Below are 400 nucleotides of genomic sequence, written 5' to 3'. Positions count from 1 at the left end.
ACCCACTTTTCTTCATCGTTTTCGACTTCGGTGAGCTGGTCCTTCTGCGCATGCAGCCACAACTGCTCCGCGCCCTTCTTGTCTTCGAAGCGGATTGCGTTGGCGTCGCCGCCTCCGTTCTTCATGCCGTCGCCCGCCGCGCCGCCCTTGCTCGATCGCGTCTTGATGCCGGACTGCGTGGCGTTGCCCGGCAGGGCCCAGGGCGGCATGTTGGCGGCGTTGTAGACGCTGCCCGTGACGATCGGGTAGTCCGGGTCGCCGTTCAAGAAATCGATCACCACTTCGTGGCCGATGCGCGGGATGGAGACCGCCCCGAATCCTGAGCCGGCCCAGCTTGTCGCCACGCGCACCCAGCAGCTCGAATGCTCATCCATCGCGCCGAGCCGGTCCCAGTGGAACC

Annotated in this window: 1 protein-coding gene; it reads right to left on the bottom strand. The window is 65.2% G+C overall.

Annotated elements, in window-relative coordinates; genetic code table 11:
- Positions 1-400 (bottom strand): type VI secretion system tip protein TssI/VgrG (gene tssI, locus GVL52_RS32555; RefSeq protein WP_160012792.1); only part of this gene is annotated, 400 nt, incomplete at both ends.

It is taken from the genome of Rhizobium sp. 18055, assembly GCF_902706285.1.
Taxonomy (GTDB): Bacteria; Pseudomonadota; Alphaproteobacteria; order Rhizobiales; family Rhizobiaceae; genus Rhizobium.
This window is presented reverse-complemented; position numbering and strand designations above follow the sequence as displayed.